This is a genomic window from Pseudomonas sp. UBA6323 (assembly GCF_002439135.1).
GTDB lineage: Bacteria > Pseudomonadota > Gammaproteobacteria > Pseudomonadales > Pseudomonadaceae > Aquipseudomonas.
Map to the genome: position 1 here is coordinate 1 of NZ_DJSX01000017.1, position 3,581 is coordinate 3,581.

Here is a 3,581-nt window from a genome sequence, read left to right on the forward strand (position 1 = left end):
AGCCCCGCACTTGGCGGGGCTTTCTCGTAGCGGACAGCGATCAGAAACGCTCGACGTCTGCCTTGGCTTCCAGCTGCTTGCGCAGCGCGGCGAAGTCCTGCTGACCGGCACGCGACGCCAGGAAGTTGCGGTACATGGCGAGCTGCTCGTCAGCCAGCGCTTCTTCCGGCACGTTCACGCCATCGAGACGCAGCACGACGTAGTCGCCATTATTCAGCGTCACCCCGGCAAAGGTCGGCTCACCCGCCGTGGCAGGCTTGGGCATGCGGAACAGCGCCTGCAGCACCTTCGGCTCGATGCCGTCCTGGCTGCGCGTCGCCGCTTCCTGCACCTGCCACTCGGCACCAGCAGCCTCGCCCGCCTCGGCAGCAGCCAATTGCTTCTCGCCTTCGGCCTTGGCAGCAGCGGCAGCGCGCTCCTGCAGCAGGTGACCGCGAATGCTCTCGGCAACCTGCTCCATTGGCAACTGCTCGGGCTTGTTGTGCTGTTTCACGCGCACGACAACTACGGTACTCGGGTCCAGCTCGATGGTCGAACTGTTGGCACCGTCTTCCAGAACGTCGGGGCTGAAGGCAGCCTGCAGTACCTGACGATTGGCGGTGATGCCGGTAGCGCCTCCTTCACGACCGAAGGCTTCGCTGGTCTTGACCTCGAGCCCCAGCTCCTGAGCTGGCTGAGCCAGATCCGATGCCTGGAACGCGGCATCTTCCAGTTGCTTGGTCGCCTCGACGAAATGCTGCTCGACCTGCTGCGCCTTGAAGTCACGCGCCAGTTTGTCCTTGAGGCTGTCGAAGCTCGGCACTTCAGGTGCCTGAACACCCAGCAACTTGATCAGGTGCCAGCCGAACTCGCTCTTCACCGGCTCGGAAACCTGGTCCTGCTGCAGCGCATACAGCGCCTCTTCGAAGGCCGGGTCGTACACGCCAGGACCGGCGTAACCCAGGTCACCGCCATCGACGGCCGAGCCCGGATCCTGCGAGAACTCCTTGGCCAGGGCAGCAAAATCTTCGCCGGCATCGACACGCTTCTTGATCTCTTCGATCTTGTTGCGCGCAGCTTCGTCGTCGCCTTCGATGAGAATGTGCGCCGCCTGACGTTGCTCGGCCAGATTGGCGATTTCGCTCTCGTACAACGGCTTCAGGTCTTCATCGCTGACTTCGACCTGGTCGAAGAAGCTGTCCTTCTGCAGTTCGACGTATTCCAGCACGACCTGCTCAGCGCTCATGAACTCGCCGGCGTGCTCGTCGTAATAGGTTTTGACGTCACTGTCGCTCAGCTCCACCGCAGCGGGATCGGCCTTGATGGTCAGGCTGGCGAAATCGCGGGTCTGACGCTCGAGGTTGGCGAACGCACGCGCCTCCTGCTCGGTGACGAAGCTGCTGGCGCCAAGGCCGGCACGCAACTGGCCGATCAGCATTTCCTCTTCCAGCATCTGACGGAACTGCAGGCGGGTGTAGCCCATCTGGCGAATGACCTGATCGAAGCGCGCGGCATCGAAGCGGCCATCCACCTGGAATTCGGGAGTCTGCAGAATCACCTGGTCCAGCGAGCCTTGCGAGAAGGCGAAGTGAGCATCGTCGGCTGCCTGCAGCAGCAACTTGCGCTCGATCAGCCCTTTGAGCGAAGCCTCACGCAGCAGTTTTTCATCAAGCAGCGAGGCGTCGAAATCACGACCCAGTTGCTGCAGGAGCTGACGGCGCTGCATTTCAACGGCCTGATTGAGCTCGTTGAGGGTAATGGTGTCACCGTTCACGTCAGCCGCGTTGTTGCGGTTGCTGGTCCCCGTGACGATGGCTTCGAAACCGGTAAAGGCCATCAGCATGACGATGAGGCCGATGATGATTTTGGCAATCCAACCGCGTGAATTGTCCCTGATGTTTTGCAGCATGCTTCCCCCAGAACGACTGTACAGAGTCACCAGCCGCGCAGTGTGGGTAATGTCCAGATAGAAGAAAGGCGCATCCGTGGATGCGCCTTCTCGTAACGCGTTAAGCGGTCAGTGCAGAAAAGTCTCCGACTCCCTGCCCTGCCTCCTAACAACCGCCAGACAGAGCCTGACGGCGAGGCAAACCCGGAAGACGCTTAGTTGACGGCGTCTTTCAGAGCCTTGCCAGCTTTGAAGCCCGGGATCTTGGCAGCAGCGATGCTGATCGGCTTGCCGGTCTGCGGGTTGCGGCCAGTGCGAGCAGCGCGCTCTTTGACAGCGAAGGTGCCGAAGCCAACCAGTACGACGGAATCACCAGCCTTCAGGGCGCCAGTGACGGATTCAATCACTGCATCCAGCGCGCGGCCAGCAACAGCTTTCGGGATATCAGCAGATGCAGCGATAGCATCGATCAGTTCCGACTTGTTCACTCTAAGTCCCCTTATTTCTGTTGAGTTGTTTCTTGATTTTTAGTGTAAGCAAAGCGGGTGCTGGATGGCCTGCCGACACAATAAGAGCCGCTTTATAACAAGGGCTCAAAAATTGTGTCAAGGAAGCCCCCCGGCTAATGCGTGCTGATTCGCTCCTTGGAATCAGTCTCGCGCTTGTCATCCGTTGCAACCATCTCGGGAGCCGCATCGGGCAAGGGCTCCGGGGCGTATTGCAGCGCAATTTGCAGGACCTCGTCAATCCATTTAACCGGTTTAATCTGCAGGTCTTGCTTAATATTTTCCGGAATTTCTTTCAGATCGCGCACATTTTCTTCGGGAATGATCACGGTCTTGATTCCACCCCGATGAGCAGCCAGAAGTTTTTCCTTCAAACCGCCGATGGCCAGCACCTGACCGCGCAGAGTGATTTCACCGGTCATGGCCACGTCGGCGCGCACTGGAATCTGCGTCAGCGCCGAGACCAGCGCCGTGCACAGACCGATACCCGCACTCGGCCCATCCTTTGGCGTCGCACCTTCGGGCATATGGATGTGAACGTCGCGCTTCTCGTTGAAATCAGCGGGAATCCCCAGACTTTTTGCGCGACTGCGCACTACGGTCATGGCGGCCGTCATGGACTCTGCCATCACGTCGCCCAGCGAACCGGTCTTGATCAGCACGCCCTTGCCGGGCACCACCGCCGTCTCGATGGTAAGCAGCTCGCCACCCACCTGAGTCCAGGCCAGACCGGTCACCTGACCGATCTGGTCCTGCTGCTCGGCAAGGCCGTAGCGATGTTTGCGCACGCCCAAAAAGTGCTCCAGCGACTCTGCGGTGACGCGAACCTGGAAACGCTTCTCGCGCACGTGCTCCTTCACCGCCTTGCGGCATACCTTGGCGATCTGCCGCTCCAGGCTGCGCACCCCCGCCTCGCGCGTGTAGTAACGAATGATGTCGCGGATGGCCGCCTCATCGAACTCCAGCTCGCCCTTCTTCAGGCCGTTGGCCTGCGTCTGCTTCGGTGCCAGGTACTTGATGGCGATGTTGACTTTCTCGTCCTCGGTATAGCCCGGCAGGCGGATGACTTCCATACGATCCAGCAACGGGCCGGGGATGTTCATCGAGTTGGCGGTGCAGAGGAACATCACATCCGACAGGTCGTAATCGACCTCCAGATAGTGATCGTTGAAGTTGTGATTCTGCTCCGGATCGAGCACTTCCAGCAG

3 protein-coding genes are annotated in these 3,581 nt (G+C 60.0%); all 3 read right to left on the minus strand.

The window, feature by feature from the left end:
- Nucleotides 1-40 precede the first annotated feature (40 nt).
- The gene (locus B3P22_RS04810) at nt 41-1,888 is read right to left on the minus strand and encodes a SurA N-terminal domain-containing protein (protein ID WP_296270121.1); all 1,848 of its coding nucleotides are present in this window, start codon (nt 1,886-1,888) and stop codon (nt 41-43) included.
- A 194-nt stretch (nt 1,889-2,082) separates the two neighbouring features.
- Entirely contained in the window at nt 2,083-2,355 is a 273-nt protein-coding gene (gene hupB / locus B3P22_RS04815; protein WP_003239952.1) for a nucleoid-associated protein HU-beta, read from the minus strand.
- Nucleotides 2,356-2,489: 134 nt separating this feature from the next.
- Nucleotides 2,490-3,581 (minus strand): S16 family serine protease (locus B3P22_RS04820; protein WP_296270123.1); only part of this gene is annotated, 1,092 nt, incomplete at its 5' end.

Excerpts from the sequence above, each read along its gene's own strand:
- B3P22_RS04810 (WP_296270121.1), bottom strand. The coding sequence starts at position 1,888 with ATGCTGCAAAACATCAGGGACAATTCACGCGGTTGGATTGCCAAAATC.